This window comes from Aeromicrobium massiliense JC14, assembly GCF_000312105.1.
Taxonomy (GTDB): domain Bacteria; phylum Actinomycetota; class Actinomycetes; order Propionibacteriales; family Nocardioidaceae; genus Aeromicrobium; species Aeromicrobium massiliense.
The window spans coordinates 853644-870062 of the sequence record NZ_HE978637.1 but is presented as its reverse complement, the minus strand read 5'-3'; the positions used below and the strand labels follow the sequence as shown (position 1 = coordinate 870062).

General features: G+C 72.0%; 18 protein-coding genes. 7 read left to right on the top strand and 11 right to left on the bottom strand.

Features of this window, described 5'->3' with window-relative positions; translation table 11 throughout:
- Nucleotides 1-4: 4 nt before the first annotated feature.
- The 4 genes from HGAM_RS11435 to HGAM_RS11420 are packed head-to-tail and all read right to left on the bottom strand — an operon-like array spanning nt 5 to nt 3643.
- A complete protein-coding gene (locus tag HGAM_RS11435; protein WP_019145631.1) occupies nt 5-325 on the bottom strand; it encodes a non-heme iron oxygenase ferredoxin subunit in 321 nt (106 codons plus the stop codon).
- A complete protein-coding gene (gene sufD, locus HGAM_RS11430; RefSeq protein WP_019145630.1) occupies nt 322-1485 on the bottom strand; it encodes a Fe-S cluster assembly protein SufD in 1164 nt (387 codons plus the stop codon). The genes HGAM_RS11435 and sufD overlap by 4 nt, the downstream gene beginning before the upstream one ends.
- Before the next feature lie 44 nt (nt 1486-1529).
- Nucleotides 1530-2966: a Fe-S cluster assembly protein SufB gene (sufB, locus tag HGAM_RS11425; protein ID WP_019145629.1), complete on the bottom strand. Its 1437-nt coding sequence runs from the start codon at nt 2964-2966 to the stop codon at nt 1530-1532.
- Nucleotides 2963-3643 (bottom strand): helix-turn-helix transcriptional regulator, encoded by a 681-nt coding sequence (locus HGAM_RS11420; RefSeq protein ID WP_019145628.1) that lies wholly within the window; start codon nt 3641-3643, stop codon nt 2963-2965. Before HGAM_RS11420 ends, sufB begins: the two co-directional genes overlap by 4 nt.
- A 124-nt stretch (nt 3644-3767) precedes the next feature.
- Here HGAM_RS11420 and HGAM_RS11415 point away from each other — a divergent pair, with 124 nt between their 5' ends.
- Complete coding sequence (locus tag HGAM_RS11415; RefSeq protein ID WP_019145627.1) at nt 3768-4826, top strand: DNA polymerase domain-containing protein; 1059 nt, start codon at nt 3768-3770, stop codon at nt 4824-4826.
- 1 nt (nt 4827) lies between these two features.
- On the opposite strand, the gene HGAM_RS11410 is transcribed toward HGAM_RS11415, so the two are convergent.
- The 3 genes from HGAM_RS11410 to HGAM_RS11400 form a co-directional block, all read right to left on the bottom strand.
- Entirely contained in the window at nt 4828-5985 is a 1158-nt protein-coding gene (locus HGAM_RS11410) for a GGDEF domain-containing protein (RefSeq protein ID WP_019145626.1), read from the bottom strand.
- Between the two features lie 94 nt (nt 5986-6079).
- A complete protein-coding gene (locus HGAM_RS11405) occupies nt 6080-6331 on the bottom strand; it encodes a hypothetical protein (protein ID WP_019145625.1) in 252 nt (83 codons plus the stop codon).
- 41 nt (nt 6332-6372) lie between these two features.
- The gene (locus tag HGAM_RS11400; protein ID WP_019145624.1) at nt 6373-7230 is read right to left on the bottom strand and encodes an ATP-grasp domain-containing protein; all 858 of its coding nucleotides are present in this window, start codon (nt 7228-7230) and stop codon (nt 6373-6375) included.
- Between the two features lie 287 nt (nt 7231-7517).
- Here HGAM_RS11400 and HGAM_RS11395 point away from each other — a divergent pair, with 287 nt between their 5' ends.
- Both HGAM_RS11395 and HGAM_RS11390 read left to right on the top strand, forming a co-directional pair.
- On the top strand, nt 7518-8318 hold the full coding sequence (locus HGAM_RS11395) for a GTP pyrophosphokinase (protein WP_019145623.1): 801 nt from the start codon (nt 7518-7520) through the stop codon (nt 8316-8318).
- Nucleotides 8319-8593: 275 nt separating this feature from the next.
- Nucleotides 8594-9904 (top strand): HNH endonuclease signature motif containing protein, encoded by a 1311-nt coding sequence (locus HGAM_RS11390; protein WP_019145622.1) that lies wholly within the window; start codon nt 8594-8596, stop codon nt 9902-9904.
- 4 nt (nt 9905-9908) lie between these two features.
- Here the strand turns inward: HGAM_RS11390 and HGAM_RS11385 are convergent, their stop codons facing one another.
- On the bottom strand, nt 9909-11000 hold the full coding sequence (locus HGAM_RS11385; protein WP_019145621.1) for an ATP-dependent DNA ligase: 1092 nt from the start codon (nt 10998-11000) through the stop codon (nt 9909-9911).
- A 72-nt stretch (nt 11001-11072) separates the two neighbouring features.
- On the opposite strand from HGAM_RS11385, the gene HGAM_RS11380 reads away from it, so the two are divergent.
- Nucleotides 11073-12599 carry an ATP-dependent DNA ligase gene (locus HGAM_RS11380; RefSeq protein ID WP_019145620.1) on the top strand — a complete coding sequence of 509 codons (1527 nt, stop codon included), beginning with the start codon at nt 11073-11075 and terminating at the stop codon, nt 12597-12599.
- A gap of 1 nt (nt 12600) precedes the next feature.
- Here HGAM_RS11380 and HGAM_RS11375 read toward each other — a convergent pair whose 3' ends face one another.
- Nucleotides 12601-12933 (bottom strand): VOC family protein, encoded by a 333-nt coding sequence (locus tag HGAM_RS11375; protein WP_038951766.1) that lies wholly within the window; start codon nt 12931-12933, stop codon nt 12601-12603.
- An 82-nt stretch (nt 12934-13015) separates the two neighbouring features.
- On the opposite strand from HGAM_RS11375, the gene HGAM_RS11370 reads away from it, so the two are divergent.
- From HGAM_RS11370 to HGAM_RS19010, 3 genes are read left to right on the top strand one after another with little or no spacing between them, the layout of a single operon-like run.
- Nucleotides 13016-13936: an ABC transporter ATP-binding protein gene (locus HGAM_RS11370; protein ID WP_038951765.1), complete on the top strand. Its 921-nt coding sequence runs from the start codon at nt 13016-13018 to the stop codon at nt 13934-13936.
- On the top strand, nt 13933-14709 hold the full coding sequence (locus HGAM_RS11365) for an ABC transporter permease (RefSeq protein ID WP_019145617.1): 777 nt from the start codon (nt 13933-13935) through the stop codon (nt 14707-14709). Before HGAM_RS11370 ends, HGAM_RS11365 begins: the two co-directional genes overlap by 4 nt.
- A 2-nt stretch (nt 14710-14711) precedes the next feature.
- Entirely contained in the window at nt 14712-15605 is an 894-nt protein-coding gene (locus HGAM_RS19010) for a COX15/CtaA family protein (protein ID WP_245532116.1), read from the top strand.
- A 1-nt stretch (nt 15606) separates the two neighbouring features.
- Here HGAM_RS19010 and HGAM_RS11355 read toward each other — a convergent pair whose 3' ends face one another.
- On the bottom strand, nt 15607-15969 hold the full coding sequence (locus HGAM_RS11355; RefSeq protein ID WP_019145615.1) for a DUF1330 domain-containing protein: 363 nt from the start codon (nt 15967-15969) through the stop codon (nt 15607-15609).
- A 53-nt stretch (nt 15970-16022) separates the two neighbouring features.
- Nucleotides 16023-16409, bottom strand: coding sequence for a hypothetical protein (locus HGAM_RS11350; protein WP_019145614.1), 387 nt, complete (start codon nt 16407-16409; stop codon nt 16023-16025).
- Nucleotides 16410-16419: the final 10 nt, after the last annotated feature.

The window sequence follows — 16419 nt, the reverse complement described above, 5'->3', positions numbered from 1 at the left end:
GCGTTCAGCTCCTGTTCGCGGAGAGATCCACCCAGACGGTGTCTCCCTCGATCTTCGTGGGGTAGGTCGGTACGGGTTCGGTGGCGGGCAGGTTCAGCGCCTCGCCGGTGCGGACGTCGAAGCGCGAGCCGTGCAGGTAGCACTCGATCTCGCAGCCCTCGACGTCGCCGTCGGACAGCGGCACCTGCGCGTGCGAGCACCAGTCGGAGATCGCGTAGACGTTGTCGCCGTCGCGGACGAGGGCCACGTCGACCTCGTCGATGACCAGGCCCAGGGCCTTGCCCTTGACGACGTCGCCGAGCTTCGCCGCCTCGACGAAGGTCACGCGACGCCTCCGACGTACGCGGCGAGCTCGCGCTCGACCGCGGCGACGAGCCGCTGCTCGAGGTCCGGCACGCCGATGCGGCGGATGACGTCGTTGAAGAAGCCGTGCACGACGAGGCGACGGGCGTCGTCCTCGGGGATGCCGCGGCTCATCAGGTAGAACAGGTGCTGGTCGTCGAAGCGGCCGGTCGTCGACGCGTGACCGGCGCCGGCGATGTCGCCGGTCTCGATCTCCAGGTTCGGCACCGAGTCGGCCTTCGCGCCGTCGGTGAGCACCAGGTTGTCGTTCTGTTCGAACGTGTCGATGCCCTCGGCGACCTTGCGGATCAGCACGTTGCCGATCCAGACCGTGTGCGCCCCGTCGCCCTGCAGCGCGCCCTTGTACTCGACGTTGCTGCGCGTCTTGGGCGCCGTGTGGTCGGCGAACAGGCGGTGCTCGATGTGCTGGCCGGCGTCGGCGAAGTAGATGCCGAGCAGGTCGACGCTGCCGCCGGTGCCCAGGTAGTCGGCCGAGGTGCTGGCGCGCACCACGTCACCGCCGAGCGAGACCGCGACGTGCTTGAGGTGCGCGTCGCGGCCCACGCGGGCGTGCTGCGTGGCGACGTGGACCGCGTCGTCGGCCCAGTCCTGGATGGTGACGAACGTCAGGTCGGCACCGTCCTCGAGGACGACCTCGATGTTCTCGGTCCAGGTGGCCGAGCCCTCGTAGGTCACGACGACGACGGCCTTGCTGAAGCGTCCGGCGCGCACGAGCAGGTGACCGGCGCCCGCGGCGTCGACGCCCTGGCCGGTCAGCGCGATGGTGACCGGCTCGTCGACGATCGTGTCGGCGGGCACCGTCACCTCGCGCACCTGCGACGCGGCCGCCCAGGCGCGGGCCGACACGCGGTCGGTCGGGACGTAGCCCGACGCGCCGCGCGCCGACTCCGCGGCCGGGACGAGCTCGACCGTCACGGCGTCGGGGCCGGTGACCTGCGCGCTGAGGTGACCCGCGTCGAGCGGGGCCTCGCCGTGCACGTCACGCAGCCGCTTGAGCGGCGTGAAGCGCCAGATCTCCTCGAGGCCGGTGGGGACCGCGTGGTCGGCGAGGTCGAACGACCCCTCGGGGTGCAGGTGGGACTCGACGGGCTCGAGCTCCAGGACGTTGCTGAGGTTCTCCACTGATGTCTTCCTGTGTGAACGGGCGGGACGGGGACGGACCGGCGTCAGCCGACCGCGCCCTCCATCTGCAGCTCGATGAGGCGGTTGAGCTCGAGGGCGTACTCCATCGGCAGCTCGCGGGCGATCGGCTCGACGAAGCCGCGCACGATCATGGCCATGGCCTCGTCCTCCTCCATGCCTCGCGACATGAAGTAGAAGAGCTGGTCGTCGCTGACCTTGGAGACCGTGGCCTCGTGGCCCAGCGTCACGTCGTCCTCGCGGACGTCGACGTACGGGTAGGTGTCCGAGCGGCTGATCTGGTCGACCAGGAGCGCGTCGCACTTGACCGTGCTGGCCGAGCCCTCGGCGCCCTCGAGCACCTGCAGCAGGCCGCGGTAGGACGTGCGTCCGCCGCCGCGGGCGACCGACTTGCTCAGGATCGAGCTGGACGTGTTCGGGGCGGCGTGCACCATCTTGGCGCCGGCGTCCTGGTGCTGGCCCTCGCCGGCGAAGGCGATGGACAGCGTCTCGCCCTTGGCGTGCTCGCCCATGAGGTAGACGGCCGGGTACTTCATGGTGACCTTGGAGCCGATGTTGCCGTCGACCCACTCCATGGTCGCGCCCTCCTCGCAGACGGCGCGCTTGGTGACCAGGTTGTACACGTTGTTCGACCAGTTCTGGATCGTCGTGTAGCGGACGCGGGCGCCCTTCTTCACGATGATCTCCACGACCGCCGAGTGCAGCGAGTCCGAGGAGTAGATCGGCGCCGTGCAGCCCTCGACGTAGTGGACGTAGGAGTCCTCGTCGGCGATGATCAGCGTCCGCTCGAACTGGCCCATGTTCTCGGTGTTGATGCGGAAGTAGGCCTGCAGCGGGATGTCGACGTGGACGCCCTTGGGCACGTAGATGAACGAGCCGCCGGACCACACGGCCGTGTTCAGCGCGGCGAACTTGTTGTCGCCGACCGGGATGACCGTGCCGAAGTACTCCTGGAAGATCTCCGGGTGCTCCTTGAGCGCGGTGTCGGTGTCCAGGAACAGCACGCCCTGGGCCTCGAGGTCCTCGCGGATGGAGTGGTAGACGACCTCGGACTCGTACTGGGCCGCGACGCCCGAGACGAGGCGCTGCTTCTCCGCCTCCGGGATGCCGAGCTTGTCGTACGTGTTCTTGATGTCCTCGGGCAGGTCGTCCCAGGTGGCGGCCTGCTTCTCGGTGGACCGCACGAAGTACTTGATGTTGTCGAAGTCGATGCCGCTCAGGTCGGCGCCCCACGCGGGCATCGGCTTGCGGCCGAAGAGCTTGAGGCCCTTCAGGCGCAGGTCGAGCATCCACTGCGGCTCGTCCTTCAGGCCCGAGATGTTGCGCACGACGTCCTCGTTGAGGCCGCGCTGCACGTTCGCGCCGGCGACGTCGGCGTCGGCCCAGCCGAACTCGTAGCGGCCGACGTCCTTGAGCCCGGGGTTGAGCTCCTCGATGGTGTTGGTCTCCTGCGAGATGGTCATGCGTGGCGCCTCTCTGCCTGGACGGTGGTACGGGGAAGGAACGTGGTGCAGACGCCGTCGCCGTGGGCGATCGTCGCCAGCCTCTGGACGTGGGTGCCGAGCACCCGGGAGAACATCTCGGCCTCGGCCTCGCACAGCTCGGGGAACTCCCCCGCGACGTGCGCGACCGGGCAGTGGTGCTGGCACATCTGCTCGCCGCGGTCGGTCGAAATGACCGACGCCGCGAAGCCGTCGCCGGTCAGCGCCTCGGCGAGCACGCGGGCGCGCTCGTCGGGCTTGGCGGCCTCGACCGCGGCGCGCAGCTCGTCCTCGATCTCGGCGAGCCGGTGCCGGGCGAACGCGCCGACGGCGGCGTCTCCCCCGGTGCGGCGCAGGAAGCGCAGCGCCTCGGCGGCGAGGTCGTCGTAGGCGTGCTCGAACTGGTCACGGCCCGCGTCGGTCAGGGCGAACACCTTGGCCGGACGTCCACGACCGCGCGGCGCGTTGAGACGCTGCTCGGACGCCGCGACGTGCCCCTCGGCGACCAGCTGGTCGAGGTGGCGTCGCACGGCGGCAGGCGTCAACGACAGACGCTCGGCCAGCGCGACCGCGGTGGAGGGCCCGTGCTCGAGGATGCTCTGGGCCACACGCGAACGCGTCGGGGCGTCGTCGGACGACGACTTCTCGACAGTGCGCATGCTTTTCACAACAGCAGTGTGACGTTAATGATTCCCCGCGTTCAACGAAGGTGACCCTCAGTGGCCTGGGTCACGCGGCTCGCTCGTCCTGCCGCAGGCCCCCGCGCGCCCCTAGGGTGACGCCATGGCGAGCAGCGCGACCGAGATCGAGGCCGGCGGACGCACGGTGCGGATCTCCAGCCCCGACCGGGTGATCTACGAGGCGACCCCGTGGTCGGCCGAGGTCACGAAGCTGATGGTGGCCGAGTACTACGTCGCGGTCGAGGACGGCATCATGCGCGCCCTGCGCGAGCGTCCGACCACGCTCGAGCGCTGGCCGAAGGGCTTCCGCGAGGACATGGTGATGGCCACGCGCGCCGACGGGCACGGCGACGCGTTCTACCAGAAGCGCGTCCCGCAGGGCGCTCCCGAGTACCTGGAGTCCGCCCGCATCCAGTTCCCGTCCGGGCGGGTCGCCGACGAGATCTGCCCGACCGAGGTGGCCGTCGTCGCCTGGGCCGCGCACATGGGCACGCTGACCTTCCACCCGTGGCCGGTGCGCCGCGCCGACGTCGAGCACCCCGACGAGCTGCGCATCGACCTGGACCCGCAGCCCGGCGCCACCTTCGCCGACGCCCGCCGGGTCGCCCGCACGGCCCGCGCGCTGCTGGAGGAGATCGGCATCCGGGGCTTCCCCAAGACGAGCGGCAACCGCGGGGTGCACATCTACGTACGGGTCGAGCCGCGCTGGACGTTCACCGACCTGCGCCACGCCGCGATCGCCTTCGGCCGCGAGCTCGGGCGGCGGACCGAGGGCGTGACGGTGAACTGGTGGAAGGAGGAGCGTCCGGAGGGCTCGATCTTCGTCGACTACAACCAGAACGCGCGCGACCGGACGATCGCCAGCGCCTACAGCCTGCGCGCCAAGCCGGGCGCCCCGGTGTCGACGCCGCTGACCTGGGACGAGCTGGACGCCGTCGACGACCCGCGCACGCTCAACCTGCACACCGTGCCGCAGCGCCTGGACGAGCTGGGCGACGCGCACGCCGAGATCGACGACGTCGCGCACTCGCTCGAGACGTTGCTCGAGTGGCACGCGCGCGACGAGGAGGAGGGCCACGGCGACCTGCCGTATCCCCCGGACTACCCGAAGATGCCCGGCGAGCCGAAGCGCGTCCAGCCCTCGCGCGAGCGCAAGGAGTAGGTCAGGCGGCGGCGCCGGCGACGACCACGCGGTCGCGGCCCTCGGCCTTGGCACGGTAGAGCGCCTGGTCCGCCTCGACGAGCAGCTCGGAGAGCGGGACCCGCGACCGCACGTCGACCAGGCCGAAGCTGATCGTCGCCGTGGGTGTCCCCGCCGCCTCCTGCACCGCCCGCAGGCGGTGGGCGATCTCCTCGCACACGAGCCGGGCGCCGTCGGGCGTCGCACCGGCGAGCATGACGACGAACTCCTCGCCGCCGAACCGACCGACGAGGTCCATCGACCGCACCGTCGACCGGCAGGCCTCGGCGAACCCGACGAGCAGGCGGTCGCCGGCCTCGTGACCGTAGGTGTCGTTGACCTGCTTGAAGTGGTCCAGGTCGGCCATCGCCAGGACGCAGGGGACGTCGCGGCGCCCGGCGTCGCGGCGCAGGAGCTCGGCCCGCTCCAGGAAGGTCGTCCGGTTGAGCAGGCCGGTGAGCCCGTCGAACGACGCACGCCGGCGCAGGTCGGCGGTCTCCTGCTCGTAGCTCAGGGCGGTCATGCTGAACGTCGCCCCGACGAGCAGGAACGTCATCACGATCGTCGTCATGGACGTGCCGAACACGTCGAAGAACCACGGGCTGTCCGGTCCGAAGAGCATGAACGTGACGAACCGTCCCGCGTAGTAGACCGAGACGACGTAGCCCGTCGCCGACGTCGCGCGGCGCAGCGTGCCGACGTGCGTGCGCCGCGTCGACCACATGACCCACGACGCCAGGGCGATGAGCACGCTGACCGCCGGGAACAGCGCCCAGGCGCCCGCCCACGAGTTCGTCGCCGGCGAGTCGGCCAGCGCGGAGAGCAGCACCATGCCCGGCACGACCAGCACGAGCCAGCGCGGCCAGCGATGGCGTCCGTCGAGCGTCCGCGCGGCCCGCCAGATGAGCCAGGCGCCGAGGGCGTAGAGCGCGCTGCCGAGCGGGTTGGCCCACCACTGGACCGCCGTGCCGTCGCCCAGGTACGCGATGGTCCCGGCGGCGATGGCGAGCAGCGCCAGGCACCACAGGCCCACGTAGCGCGAGCGGGTGGTGCGGTAGGTGACGCCGTAGAAGAGCACGAGCGTGGTCACCAGGACGACGCCGAGCTCCAGGCGCATCGACGTGGCATCCAGGTGGGGCATGGCCGTCTGATCGGCGCCCCGGTCGCGGACCCTAGGTGAATCGACCGGTGTTGTTGGCAACGATCGTCCGAGCGGGCGACGAGTGTCGGCAAGGTCACCAGCCGGTGTCGTTGGGGTCCGCCCACACCGGTGACATCTGCCGGGCGTCGACCCAGCGCTGGACGAGCTGCGGGTCGCGCTTGCTGTCGTCCAGATAGGTGACCAGCGCCTCCCAGGACGTGCCGTGGCGGCGCCACGCGACGATGAGCCCGGGTCGCGGGTGCTGCTTGCCGACCGCCCGGACCCAGACGAAGCGAGCGCGCCGCGGCCGCGGCCACGCGTCCCGCCTGCCCGGATTCGCTCCCACGGACGAACGATAGAACATCCGTTCGAACGATGGGCTCGAGGTCAGGCGGTCAGCACCTCGGCGAGCCGGTCCGCCGCGGACGGGTCCGCGTAGGGCAGGAACAGCGACGGCTCGACGAGCTCGACCTCCAGCACGCGGTGCCCGCCGTCGTCGTGGCGCACGAGGTCGATGCGCGCGTAGGCCGGGGTGCCGAGACGCGCGCGGACGTGGTCCATCGCGGCGTCCGCCACGGCTCGCTGCTCGGCCGTGGCCTCGTGCGGCGCGTTGGTCTCGGCGGCGAACAGGTCCTCCACGAGCCCGGCCCGCGGCAGGGCGACCCGCTTGCTGGCGGCGTGGCTGAACCGGCCGTCCAGGTAGACCAGGGCCCACTCGCCGTCGGTCGCGACCGAGGCGACGTAGGGCTGGACGAGCACGACCTGGCCGGCCGCGTGCAGGCGGTCGACGTGGTCGCGCGCGACGTCGTGCTGCTCGGGGCCGTACGAGGCGGCGTCCTTGCTGCCGGCGCCGACGGCGGGCTTCACGACGAAGTCGCCCTCGGGGAACGCGACGGACTCCCCCGGCGCGACGAACACGGTGTCGGTGATGGGCACCCCGGCGTCCTCGAGCTCGGCCAGGTAGCGCTTGTCGATGCTCCAGCGCACCGTGCTGGGTTCGTTGACCACCTCGGTCACCGCCGCGGTGGCGTCCAGCCAGGCGAGGAAGTCCACGAGGCGCGCCGGGTAGTCCCAGGGCGACCGCAGCACCACCCGGTCGAAGCCGGCCCAGTCCACCGACGCGTCGTCCCAGTCGACGACCTCCACGACGACGCCGGTGCGCTCCAGGGCGTCCAGCGCGACCGTCTCGTCCTCGTCGTGCCCCCGGGCCTCGCGCGCGGTGACCCACGCCAGTCGTCCGATCATGGGCACCACGGTAGGGGCCTCGACCCCGGAAAAGCAGGAGTTCTCGGGGTGCGGACCCGGCCGTCCGGGCCTACCCTGGGAGCAGCACCACGCAACACTCAGCAGAAGGCCCTCGGCGCACGTCACGCACTGTGCCGGGGGCTTTCGAGCGTCCGAGCCCCTGTTCGCGCCTCGGTCCCGCGCTCGCAGCGGGCATCGGAGCCGCGTCGCGCCGGTCTCGCCGGTCGTCCGACCGGTCACCGGAAGAGCGCCGGGCCGCGTCCCCGGCCGTCGCGTACGGTGTCCGTGTGGCATCAGATGCATCGATCGACCCGAACCTCGAGCTGCCCGCCGAGGTGCTGGACGGCTCGCTCGCCGACCGGGTCGACGCCGAGAACCTGCGCGAGATGCGCCAGGAGTTCACCCGCTTCATGATGCGCTACAAGTTCGGCATGGAGCAGGTCGTCACCAAGCTGAACATCCTGCGCGACGAGTTCGCCCACCTGCACGACTACAACCCGATCGAGCACCTGGCGTCACGGCTGAAGTCGCCCGAGAGCCTGCTCGAGAAGGCCCAGCGCAAGAGCTGCCCGATCACCTTCGAGGCGCTGCGCGAGCACATCACCGACATCGCCGGCGTGCGCGTCACCTGCAGCTTCGTCTCGGACGTCTACCACGTGTTCGACATGCTCACGTCCCAGGACGACGTGCGGATCGTGGACGTCCGCGACTACATCGCCCAGCCCAAGCCGAACGGCTACCGGAGCCTGCACGTGCTCGTCGAGGTGCCGGTGTTCCTGTCCGACGGCGTCGTGCCGGTGACGGTCGAGGTGCAGCTGCGCACCATCGCCATGGACTTCTGGGCCAGCCTCGAGCACAAGATCTACTACAAGTACCGCGACGCGGTGCCCGAGAACCTGCTCGGCGGCCTCAAGGAGGCGGCCGAGACCGCCGCGACGCTGGACTCGACGATGGAGATGCTCCACGCCGAGGTGCGCTCGATGAACGACCTGCCGCGCGACCTCGTGTCCGACGTCCGCGACCGCGCCGAGGCCGCCTCGACGCAGGTGCTGCTCGAGCAGCTGCGCCGCCTCGGCGAGGACAGCTGAAGCTCGAGGACGACGGAGCCGGGCCCTTGGCGCGGCCAGCTCGGCGGCTCGCTCGACCTGCTCGCTGAGCCTGTCGAAGCGCCTTCTCGCGTGGTCGCCTTAGGGGCTGATGACGCCGGAGCTGGGTGCACAGATCGGTCAGCTCGTCGGCTCGCCCGTACCCCGCTCGCTGAGCTTGTCGAAGCGAGAAAAATGCCGCGATCCTGGGGATTCTGCGTTGTTCCTGTCACCGCCGCACGGTAGACTAGAACAAACGTTCGACCCGGGGGTCTCGGATGATCAGCGACCAAGTTCAGGCACTGCTGGAGGAGTCCAGCACGCTCGAGCCGTGGCGCCTGACCGGCGATCAGATCCGTTCGGAACTGCGGGCCGCGGCCGAGGCGGTCGCCGCGCTGCAGTCGCTCACCGTGAAGCTGGCCGCGGCCGCCGAAGACCTGGCCCTCCCGCGTGAGGACGGCTGCACCTCCCCCACGGTCTGGCTGGCCAGCACCACGAACGTCTCGAAGCGGGAGGCGTCGAAGCTCGTCTCGCTGACCCGCTTCGACCCGACGCGCGGCACCATCACGCGCGAGCGGTGGGGCACCGGCCGGCTGACGACCGAGCAGGCCCACATCATCCTCAAGGCGCTCGATGCCCTGCCCGAGTGGTTCGTGGACGAGCAGCACGACGACGCCGAAGCCACCCTCCTGCTGCACGCATCAGAGTTCGGGGCGGACGACCTGCGCCGCCTGGCGAACCGCATCGTGGAGGTCGTCGACCCGGACAGTCCTGACGAGATCATCGGGGCGCAGCTGGAGCGGCAGGAGAAGCAGGCGTGGGACGAGACCCACCTGTCCATCACGAGGATGGGTCGTGGTCGCAGCAGCATCCGCGGGGTGCTGCCGGACGTGCAGGCCGACATGCTCAAGACGGTGCTGGAGGGCCTGGCCTCACCGCGGCGTGAGGGTGCGGTCTTCCGCGACGTCGACGGGGAGCACTCCGACGCCGAGATCGGAAGGCTCGACCACGCCCGCCGGATGGGTCTGGCGCTCTGCGAGCTGGTCGAGCACCTCCCGACGGAGTGCTTCCCGCAGGCCGGCGGTGTCGCCGCGACCGTGACGATCAACCTGGACTACGACGACCTGCGCGAGCGGGTCTCCCGGGCGACCCTCTCGACCGGGAGCGACATGAGCGCATCGCAAGCGCGACGGCTCGCCTGCAGCGCCAACCTGATCCCCGTCGTGCTCGACGGCGACTCTCGAGTGCTCGACCTCGGAACGAGCAAACGTCTCCACGACCGCTACCAGCGCATCGCCCTCGCCACCCGCGACGGCGGCTGCTCCTGGAAGGGCTGCGACCGCCCACCCGGATGGTGCGAGGCCCACCACCTCACACCATGGAGCCACGGCGGCGACACGAGCATCGACAACGGCGCCCTGTTCTGCTTCTTCCACCACCACCTGCTCCACGACACCGACTGGTCCGCCAGATTGAGTGAAGACGGCGTCGTCGAGGTCATCCCACCACCACGGATCGACCCGCAACGCAGACCCCTGCGCCACGCCAGACACGTCCGGCTGCGACCCCGCGTGCTCGAACCCACCTGAGCGGCTAGGCCCCTGACAGCACGTCGGCGAGGTCGTACGAGACGACCTCCTCGAGCTGCTCGTAGGTGCACGAAGTGGGCTCACGGTCCGGACGCCAACGCTTGAACTGCGCCAGGTGCCGGAAGCGGTCGCCCTCCATGTGCTCGTAGCCGACCTCCAGCACGCGCGTCGGCGCGAGCGGGACGAACGACAGGTCCTTGCCGCCGCTCCACCGGCTCTGGCCGCCAGGAAGCCGTCCGGACGCCTGCGCCTCGGCCGACTGCCAGCGGGCCCACGGGTGCTCGTCCAGGCCGATGCGCAGCTCCTGCAGCTCGTCGTGCAGCTCGGCGCGACGGGCCTCGGTGAACGAGCCGCAGACGCCGACGTGCTGCAAAGTGCCTTCGTCGTCGTAGAGGCCCAGCAACATCGAGCCGAGCAGCGGACGCTCCTCCGTGGACGTCTTGTGCAGCCGGTAGCCCGCCAGGACGACGTCCGCCGTCCGCGCGTGCTTGACCTTGAGCATCACACGGGCGTTCTGCTCGTAGCCGCGGGCCAGCGGCTTGGCCACGACCCCGTCCAGGCCGGCGCCCTCGAACTGGCCGAACCAGTCCTCAGCGACGGTCGCGTCGGTCGTCGTGCGCGTCAGGTGCACCGGCGCCTCGACGTCCGCGAGCGCGTCCTCGAGCCGGGCCCGTCGCTCGACGAACGGCACCGCATCGAGCGCCTCGTCGCCGAGGGCGAGCAGGTCGAACACGACCAGCGACGCGGGCGTCTGCTCGGCCAGCATCGTCACCCGCGAGGCCGCCGGGTGGATGCGCTGGCTCAGCGTGTCGAAGTCGAGCCGGTCCCCCACGATCGCCACGATCTCGCCATCCACGACGCACCGCTCGGGCAGCTGCGCCTTGACCGCTGTGACGACGTCCGGGAAGTACCGAGTCAACGGCTTGGTCGAACGGCTCATCAGCTCGACCTCGTCGCCGTCACGGAAGACCAGGCAGCGGAACCCGTCCCACTTCGGCTCGTAGAGCAGACCGCCCTCGACCGAGTCGGCGGCGGGGACTCCCTTCACCGACTTGGCGAGCATCGGACGGACGGGCGGCATGACGGGCAGGTCCATGGCCAGACAGTACGGCGCGGGGACGTCGCGCGCCCGGGTTGCCGCGGACCCGCGGCAGGCCACGATGGGTGCGTGCTGCTCGCCCGACTGGTCCAGACCTCCACCGCCGTGGCCGCCACGCGCTCGCGGGTCGCCAAACGCACGCTGCTGGCCGCCGTGCTGGCCGAGGCGTCCGCCGACGACGTCGCAACCGTCGCGTCCTACCTGGCCGGCAGCGCGACCCAGCGACGCACCGGCGTCGGGTGGCGCGGCCTCACCTCGCTCCCCGACCCGGCCCTCGAGCCCACCCTCACCGTCGACGACGTCGTCACCCGGCTGGACGAGCTCGCCGCCGTCGCCGGTGGTGGGTCGCGAGAGCGCCGCCGGGCCCTGGTCGACGACCTGTTCGGCCGGGCGACGCCGGAGGAGCAGACGTGGCTGGTCGGCCTGCTGACCGGCGAGCTGCGCCAGGGTGCCCTCGAGAGCCTGGTGCTCGACGCCGTCGCCGAGGCGGCGGAAGTACCGGCCCCCCTGGTGCGACGGGCGGCGATGCTCGGCGGCGGACTGACGTCCGTGGCCCATGCCGCCATGACCGGCGGCACCGAGTCGCTCGAGGCGTTCGCGCTCGAGCCGGGCCGCCCGGTCCTGCCGATGCTCGCGGCCAGCGCCACGGACGTCCCCGCGGCGGTGGCCAAGGCGGTCCCGGAGGGCCGCGACGTGGTGGTGGACGCCAAGCTCGACGGCATCCGCGTCCAGGTGCACCGGGTCGGCGACGACGTCCGCGTCTACACGCGCAGCCTGGACGACGTGACCAGCCGGGTGCCGGAGGTGGTCGAGACCGTCGCGGCGCTCGACGTCACCACCGCGGTGCTCGACGGCGAGGCGATCGCCCTGCGCGACGACGGCAGCCCGCGTCCGTTCCAGGAGACCGGCGCCCGCACCGCCAGCCGCACGGACGTCGAGACGCTGCGCACCCGCACGCCGCTGACGACGTACTTCTTCGACGTCCTGCACCTGGACGGCGAGGACCTGCTCGACCGGCCGCTGAGCGAGCGGCTCGACCGGCTGCGCGCCACGCTGCCGGCCACGGCCCAGGTGCCGCGGGTCGTGACCAGCGACCCGGGCCAGGCCGAGACGTTCTTCCGCACCCTGGTCGCCGCCGGGCACGAGGGCGTCGTGGTCAAGGACCCGGACGCGCCGTACGAGGCCGGGCGCCGCGGGTCGGGCTGGGTGAAGGTCAAGCCGGTCCACACGCTCGACCTGGTCGTGCTCGGGGTCGAGCGCGGCAGCGGCCGCCGCAGCGGACTGCTGTCGAACATCCACCTCGGCGCCCGCGACGGCGACGGGTTCGTCATGCTCGGCAAGACGTTCAAGGGCATGACCGACGAGACCCTCGCGTGGCAGACCGAGCGGTTCCGCGAGCTGGCCACGGACGACGACGGCTACACCGTCACCGTGCGGCCCGAGCAGGTCGTCGAGATCGCCTTCGACGGCGTCCAGCGGTCCACCCGCTACCCCGGCGGCCTGGCCCTGCGGTTCGCCCGCGTCGTCCGCTACCGCGACGACAAGACGGCGGCCGAGGCCGACACGCTCGAGACCGTGCGCGGCTTCCTGGCGTGAGCTAGCGGCTCGCGTCGACGACGCAGAACAGGTTGCCGTCGGGGTCGGCCAGGACGACGAAGTCGGCGTCGTCCGGGTACTCCCACTCGACCCTCCGGGCGCCGAGGCCGACCAGCCGCTCCACCTCGGCCCGCTGCTCGGCGGCGGAGTCGACCCACAGGTCCAGGTGCGTCCGGTCGCTCTCGTCCAGGTGCAGCCGGGCCTCCTGCGGCCGGGTGGGCACCAGGAACGCCGGGTTCTCGGCGATCGGCGCGTGCCCGAGCGCCTGCGTCCAGAAGGCGGCGGCGCGCCCGCCGTCGCTCACGTTCAGCACCACCGCTCCGAGCCTCAGCACGGTCGCCACGGTCACACGTGGCCCGGCCCACCGGCAAGAGCCCGGCACCGGGACGACGGGGCGAGCCGCCTAGACTGGCCGGGTGCAAGCACCGGTCGTGGACGTCCGTGGACTCGTCATGCGGTACGGCTCGACCGTCGCCGCGGACGGGCTCGACCTGACCGTGGAGCGGGGCACCGTCACCGCCATCCTCGGCCCGAACGGCGCCGGCAAGACCACCACGATCGAGACCTGCGAGGGCTACCGCTCTCCGCAGGAGGGCAGCGTCCGTGTGCTCGGCCTCGATCCCGTGTCCGACGCCCGCGAGCTGCGACCGCGCGTCGGCGTCATGCTGCAGAGCGGCGGCGCCTGGTCCGGCGTCCGTCCCCCGGAGATGCTGCGCCACATCGCGTCGCTGCACGCGCACCCGCTCGACCCCGATGCCCTCATCGAGCGGCTCGGCCTGGAGCGCTCGGCCCGCACTCCCTTCCGGCGGCTGTCCGGCGGGCAGCAGCAGCGGCTCGGCCTGGCCATGGCCGTCGTCGGCCGTCCCGAGCTCGTGTTCCTCGACGAGCCGACCGCCGGCCTCGACCCGCAGGCCCGGCGGGCCACGTGGGACCTCGTCGCCGAGCTGCGCGACGCGGGCGTGACCGTCGTGCTCACCACCCACTACATGGACGAGGCCGAGGCGCTGTCCGACGTGGTGCACGTCGTCGACGCCGGCCGGGTCATCGCGTCCGGCTCCCCCGCGGCCCTCACCGCCGAGGGGGCGCGCAACACCGTGCGCTTCACCGCCGCCCCCGGCCTCGACGTCGCCGACCTCATGGACGCGCTCGGGCACGAGGCGAAGGTCGAGGAGACCGAGCCGGGCTCGTACGTCGTCGCGGGCGACGTCGACCCGGCGCTCGTCGCCGCCGTCACCGCTTGGTGCGCCCGCCAGGGCGTCCTCGTCCAGTCGGTCCTGGTCGAGCGCCAGACCCTCGAGGACCGGTTCCTCGACCTCACCGGCCGGAGCCTGCGATGACCAACCTCGACCTCAGCCCGCGTCCCGGTGCCGCGCCGACCGGGGCGATGCTCCGCGCCCACGCGTCGATGGAGCTGCGCCTCCTGGCCCGCAACGGCGAGCAGCTCGGCATCACGCTCGTCGTCCCGCTCCTGCTGCTCGTGGCGGGCACGAAGGCCGGCAGCATCGTTGACCTCGGCGAGGGACGCCCCATCGACGTCCTCGCACCCGGCGTGCTGGCCCTCGCCGTGCTGTCCGCGTCGTTCACCTCGCTGGCCATCGCCACCGGCTTCGAGCGCCGCTACGGCGTGCTCAAGCGGCTCGGTGCCTCGCCGCTCCCCCGCTGGGGCCTGCTGGCCGGCAAGACGCTGGCCGTCGTCGTGGTCGAGGTCGTGCAGGTCGCCGTGCTCGCCGCGGTCGCGTTCGCGCTCGGCTGGCAGCCCGACGGCGGCGTGACCGGCTGGCTGTGGGCCGGCGTGCTCCTCGTGCTCGGCACCACCGCGTTCGGCGCGCTGGGCCTGCTGATCGCCGGCTCGCTGCGGGCCGAGGCCACGCTCGCGGTCGCCAACCTCGTGTACGTCCTGCTGCTCGTCGGCGGCGGCATCCTGGTGCCGCTCGAGCGCTACCCCGACGGCGCCCGTGCGGTGCTGGAGCTGCTGCCCTCCGGCGCCCTCGGCCAGGGCCTGCGCGACGCGTTCGCGTCCGGCGCGCCCGGTCTGCTGCCCGTCCTCGTCCTCGTGATCTGGTCCGCCGTCGCGGCCGCCGCCACCGCCCGCACCTTCCGCTGGGAGTGACCGTGCTCGACCGTTTCCGTCATCCGACCCGTGGGTTCGTCGTCGGCTGGGCCTGGGCCTCGCTCGTCGCGAACTGCGTCATCGTCGTCACCGGCGGCCTGGTGCGGCTCACCGCGTCCGGCCTGGGCTGCCCGACCTGGCCGCGCTGCACGGACCAGTCGTTCGTCCCGCACGGGGCGCTCGGCGCCCACGGCGTCATCGAGTTCGGCAACCGGATGCTCACCTACGTCCTGGTCGCCATCGCGATCGCGACGTGGTTCGCGGTGCGGCGCTGGGCGGACGCCCCGGTGCGTGCCTCGGCGCTGACCGTCGCCATCGCCATCGGCATCCCGGCCCAGGGCGTCGTCGGCGGCATCACCGTGCTCACCGACCTGAACCCGTGGGTCGTGTCGCTGCACTTCCTGCTGTCGATGGTGCTCATCTGCCTGTCGGCGTGGCTGCTGCGCCTGGTCCGCGGCGTCGAGCCCGCGCCGGTCGACGCCGGACGCCTGTGGCTGGTGCGTGCGACGTTCGCGGCCATGTGGGTCGTGGTCTACCTCGGCACGATCGTCACCGGCAGCGGTCCGCACGCCGGCGACCTCGACGCGCCGCGCAACGGGCTGCGTCCGGACGTCTGGAGCACCGTGCACGGGTACGCCGTCGTCGTGCTGGTCGCGCTCACGCTGGCCGGGCTCGTCGCCCTGCGCAAGGGCCCGCGCACCGCGTTCCTCGCCACGGCCTGGCTGCTCGTCGCCGAGCTCGCCCAGGGCGTCATCGGCTACGTGCAGTACGTCAACGACGTGCCGGTCGTGCTGGTGGCGCTGCACATGGTCGGCGCCACGATCCTCATGTCGCTGGCCGCCTGGCAGCTCGTGAACGTCCGCTCGCGCGTGGGCACGCCGGTCCGCGTCGGCTGACTCAGGCCCAGGGCGTCGTGGCCTGCAGCACGGCGTGCGACAGCGCGGCCGTGCGCTGCTCGGTGATCCGCTGGTAGTCCGGGTCGGCCACCATCCGCGAGAACGCTTCCCGGCTGGGGTACTCCACCAGCAGCACGGCGTCCCACTCGTGGCCGTCGGGCGCCACCAGGGCGGTCGAGGTGTCCCCCGCGTACACGACGCGGGCGCCCACCGAGCGCAGGAACGGGCCGATCGCCCCCGAGTACGCGCCATAGGACGCCCGTCCGCCGTCGGCGAATCGCAGCAGGTTCAGCATCACGACCGGACCGCCGGGGTCTTCGGCCAGGAAGCGCTTCAGGTCGGCACCGGTGGGGTCGACGGACATGGGTCTCCTCGGGACGCGCGGACGGGCCGCGGCCACCGTAGCGACGGGCCGGCTCAGGCGCGGGCGGGACGCCGATGCAGCAGGCGGTCGGCCAGCCAGGCCACGACGGCGGACCCCGCGCCGACGCCGACGAGCACCATGAACGCGCCGACGAGCGCGAGGCCGGACTCGTCCTCGGGCAGCGACGTCACGCACCAGCCGAGCGTGTAGCCCAGCGTGGTGGCCACGATCGCGGTGCGCCGACCCCGGACGAGGGTGGCGACGGCCACGAGCAGCACGACGCACAGCGCCGACCCCACGACCTGCCAGGTCTCGTACGGGCCGCTCTCGTTCCCGGTCGCCGGGTCCAGCTGGTACTCGGTGTCCCAGCCCATCCAGCCCCACCACGAGGCCCAGGCCAGCACGACGACGCCGAGGGCACCCACGATCCGCTTCTGCACGGACGCGAAC

Excerpts from the sequence above, each read along its gene's own strand:
- HGAM_RS11415 (WP_019145627.1), top strand. The coding sequence starts at position 3,768 with ATGGCGAGCAGCGCGACCGAGATCGAGGCCGGCGGACGCACGGTGCGG.
- HGAM_RS11420 (WP_019145628.1), bottom strand. The coding sequence starts at position 3,643 with ATGCGCACTGTCGAGAAGTCGTCGTCCGACGACGCCCCGACGCGTTCG.
- HGAM_RS11390 (WP_019145622.1), top strand. The coding sequence starts at position 8,594 with ATGATCAGCGACCAAGTTCAGGCACTGCTGGAGGAGTCCAGCACGCTC.
- HGAM_RS11410 (WP_019145626.1), bottom strand. The coding sequence starts at position 5,985 with ATGCCCCACCTGGATGCCACGTCGATGCGCCTGGAGCTCGGCGTCGTC.
- HGAM_RS11385 (WP_019145621.1), bottom strand. The coding sequence starts at position 11,000 with ATGGACCTGCCCGTCATGCCGCCCGTCCGTCCGATGCTCGCCAAGTCG.
- HGAM_RS11355 (WP_019145615.1), bottom strand. The coding sequence starts at position 15,969 with ATGTCCGTCGACCCCACCGGTGCCGACCTGAAGCGCTTCCTGGCCGAA.
- sufB (WP_019145629.1), bottom strand. The coding sequence starts at position 2,966 with ATGACCATCTCGCAGGAGACCAACACCATCGAGGAGCTCAACCCCGGG.
- HGAM_RS11400 (WP_019145624.1), bottom strand. The coding sequence starts at position 7,230 with ATGATCGGACGACTGGCGTGGGTCACCGCGCGCGAGGCCCGGGGGCAC.
- HGAM_RS11365 (WP_019145617.1), top strand. The coding sequence starts at position 13,933 with ATGACCAACCTCGACCTCAGCCCGCGTCCCGGTGCCGCGCCGACCGGG.